The sequence below is a fragment of the Roseisalinus antarcticus genome (genome assembly GCF_900172355.1).
GTDB classification, from domain to species: Bacteria; Pseudomonadota; Alphaproteobacteria; order Rhodobacterales; family Rhodobacteraceae; genus Oceanicola; species Oceanicola antarcticus_A.
This window is the reverse complement of the sequence record NZ_FWFZ01000095.1, coordinates 1-2783: the sequence shown is the minus strand read 5'-3', so window position 1 is coordinate 2783 and position 2783 is coordinate 1. Positions and strand designations below refer to the sequence as shown.

General features: G+C 72.9%; 2 protein-coding genes. Both read right to left on the bottom strand.

Annotation, left to right across the window (positions count from 1 at the left end; genetic code table 11):
- A partial coding sequence (locus ROA7023_RS23235) for a DUF2460 domain-containing protein (protein WP_085881318.1) occupies positions 1 to 584 on the bottom strand: 584 nt, incomplete at its 3' end.
- Between the two features lie 3 nt (positions 585 to 587).
- A partial coding sequence (locus ROA7023_RS23230) for a phage tail tape measure C-terminal domain-containing protein (protein ID WP_143535735.1) occupies positions 588 to 2783 on the bottom strand: 2196 nt, incomplete at its 5' end.

Here is a 2783-nt window from a genome sequence, read left to right as displayed (position 1 = left end):
AGCCGCTCGAGGTCGAGGGTCACGTCGAGCGCGTCGGTGTCAAAACGGACAGGCACGTCGAAGGCGAAGCCTGCGGTGATCGCGACGCCCGCCGCCGGCGCGGTGGCGAAGGTGACGACGCCGCTGGTCGTGTCGATCGTCCAGCCCGACATCTGCTCGACGCCGCCGAGCGCGACGCGCAGGCTGCCTGCCACAGGCTTGGCGATGGCGCGGATCCAGCTTTGCGCGCCGGAGCTGTAGCGTTTCAGGAGTGCAAACTCGGTGAGGCCGCCATTGCCCGTGCCGATCTCCTGGTCGGTGGGCGCGATCGCCTTGGACGGCGGGGCCGACTTGTAATCGCCCCAGTCCTTGAAGCGGAAGCCATGGAGCCGGCCGTTTCGCGCCTCGAAGAAGGCGACCACGGCCGCCAGATCGTCCGCGCGCCGTATGCCGTAGGCCACGTCGTAGCGGCGGCGGGAATTGGCCCAGCTGGCGTTGCGCTCCTCCTCGCCCGAGGCGAGTTCGACGATCTGCGTGCGCCGCTCCGGCCCGCCGCGCGCGCCGCGGCTGATGTCGTCCGGGAAACGCACCTCATGGAACGCCATTGCTCACATTCCCCTTCGACCCATGGCCATGGCGCGCGAGATGTCGGCGGCGACCTGTGTGCGGGACTGTCGGAAGCTCTCGGCGTCGCGGGTCTGGATGGTGACATTGACGGTCGGGGCGGGCTCGCGGTCGCGGCCCTGGGCGTCTTCGGCGCGCACCTCCCGGCGCGAGAGCACCCGCTCGCCGCGTTGCAGGATCGCCGGTACCTCATCATGGCGAAGCCCGAGCGTGCCGCCAGAATGCATGCGTGGCGCGTCCGCGAAGGCCGCAGCCGGAACCGTGCGTCCGGGTCCCGGTGCACCGACCACACCGCCGGCATGGAGGACATTGGCGAAAAGCCCGCCGGCGCCCCCGAGCGCACCGCCGAGCGCATTGGCGATCGGCCCCAGGATGAAGCGCCGCGCGGCGAGCTGCGCGAGATCGGCGATGAGCGATGTGACGAGGTCGCGGACCTTCAGCTTGCCGGTCTTCACGAACTCGCCGACCGCGCTCTCCGCCGACCGGAAGGCGCCCACGAGGCTCTGGCCGATATCGCCGCCGATCTGACGCGCCTTCGTCGCGTAATCCGACAGGGCCACGGTGACGGCCTGCCAGCCGGTGACGGCCCGCTCGGTGCTGGGCGCGGCGGCGGAGGCGGCCGCGCCGGCCGCGGCGCCGGCCTCGGTGGCCGCCTGTCCAGCCGCGCCGAGCGCCTCCTCGAACCGGTCGGCCGAGTCCGTGGCCGCCTCGAGCGCCGCCGCGCCGTCCGAGCCCGCGCCCGCCACGGCGTCCTTCAGTGCTTGCCACGCGGTCATCGGGCGCGCGGCGGCCTGAGACAGCATGCCGGCGGCCTCGGCATAGCCCGCGGCGCGCCCGCGCGCATCCGCGGCCATCCCGCCGAAGAGATCCGGCGCCTCGACATAGGTGCGGCCCATGGCGGCACGGAAGGCCTCTCCCGCGGCATCGCCGACCGCCGTGGCCGCCCCGGCGAACGGGTTCTCGACCCCGCCCAGCTCGACCGGGTCCAGCGTGCCGATGGAGAGGCCGCCCTCGCCGGTTGCCCAGTCGGGGAGATTGGACAGCGCCGCGTTCAGCCGGGTGATGAAGCGGTTGATGCGCGCCACCACACCGTTGATCATCGACTCGACGCCGTCGATCAGGGCATTCGCGGCCTGGAAGGCGAAGTCCCCGATGGCCTCCGGCAGCGCCCCCCAAGTCGCCTTCACCGCGTCGAACGCGCCGGAGAAGGTCGCGACGGTGCTGTTGCCCCAGCCGACCACAGCCTCCGTCGCGCCCTGCAGACCCTCGAAGATGCTGGCCTGCGCTGCGGCCCAGCCGGCCTCCACCCGCGCCCAGGCGGCGCCGGCGCGCAGCGCGATCCGGTCCCAGGCCTCCGCGGCCACGTCCTTCAGCAGATCGAGCGCCGCGCCGATGCCGCCCGTCGCTGCCACCAGCCGCGTGAACTGGTAGATCAGCTCGCCCGCGCCGACGATCAGCGCACCGATGCCGGTGCGGATCAGCGCCCCGCGCAGGACGACCAGCGCCGTGGCGAGACCGCGGACCGTCGTCGCGGCCAACGCGAGACGGACAACCATGCGCCCGGCGATGAACCCCGCGAAGGCCGCCGCGGTGCTGGCCACCCGCGCGAAATTGTCGATCAACAGGACGAACGCGTCCGAAAGGCCGGTGAAGACCCGCTGGATCGGCCCGCCGACCTCGCCCAGCCGGGCCAGCCCTTCGGCGGCGCTCTGCAGCGCCGGCGCGGCGGCGACGGCCAGCTGGTTCGACAGGCCCCGCCAGAGCAGACCCAGCCGCGAGATCGCGTCGTTGGTCTCCTCGATCCGGTCGGCGTCGGCGTCGCTGACCAGCACGCCGAAGCGGCGCAGCTCGTCGTTCGCCTGGCGCAGTTGCGCGGGTTCGAGCCGCTGGAAGGCCACGAAGGCGCGATCGCCGAAGAGCTGCGAGAAGAGCGCCGCCTGCTCGGAGGCCGCGGCATTGCTGCGGATCGCCTCGGTCACCCGCGCGATGCGCTGGTCGAGCGGCAGCGCGAGCAGCTCCGTCGCATTCAGCCCCAGCCGCCGGATCGCGTCGGCCGCAGGGCCGCTGCCATCGGCGGCGAAGAGCGAAAGGCGCCGGGTCAGGCGCGCAGAGCCGGCCTCGAGTTCGCGGAAGGTATTGCCCGACAGGTCCGCCGCACGCGCGAGCACCTGCACGCTCGC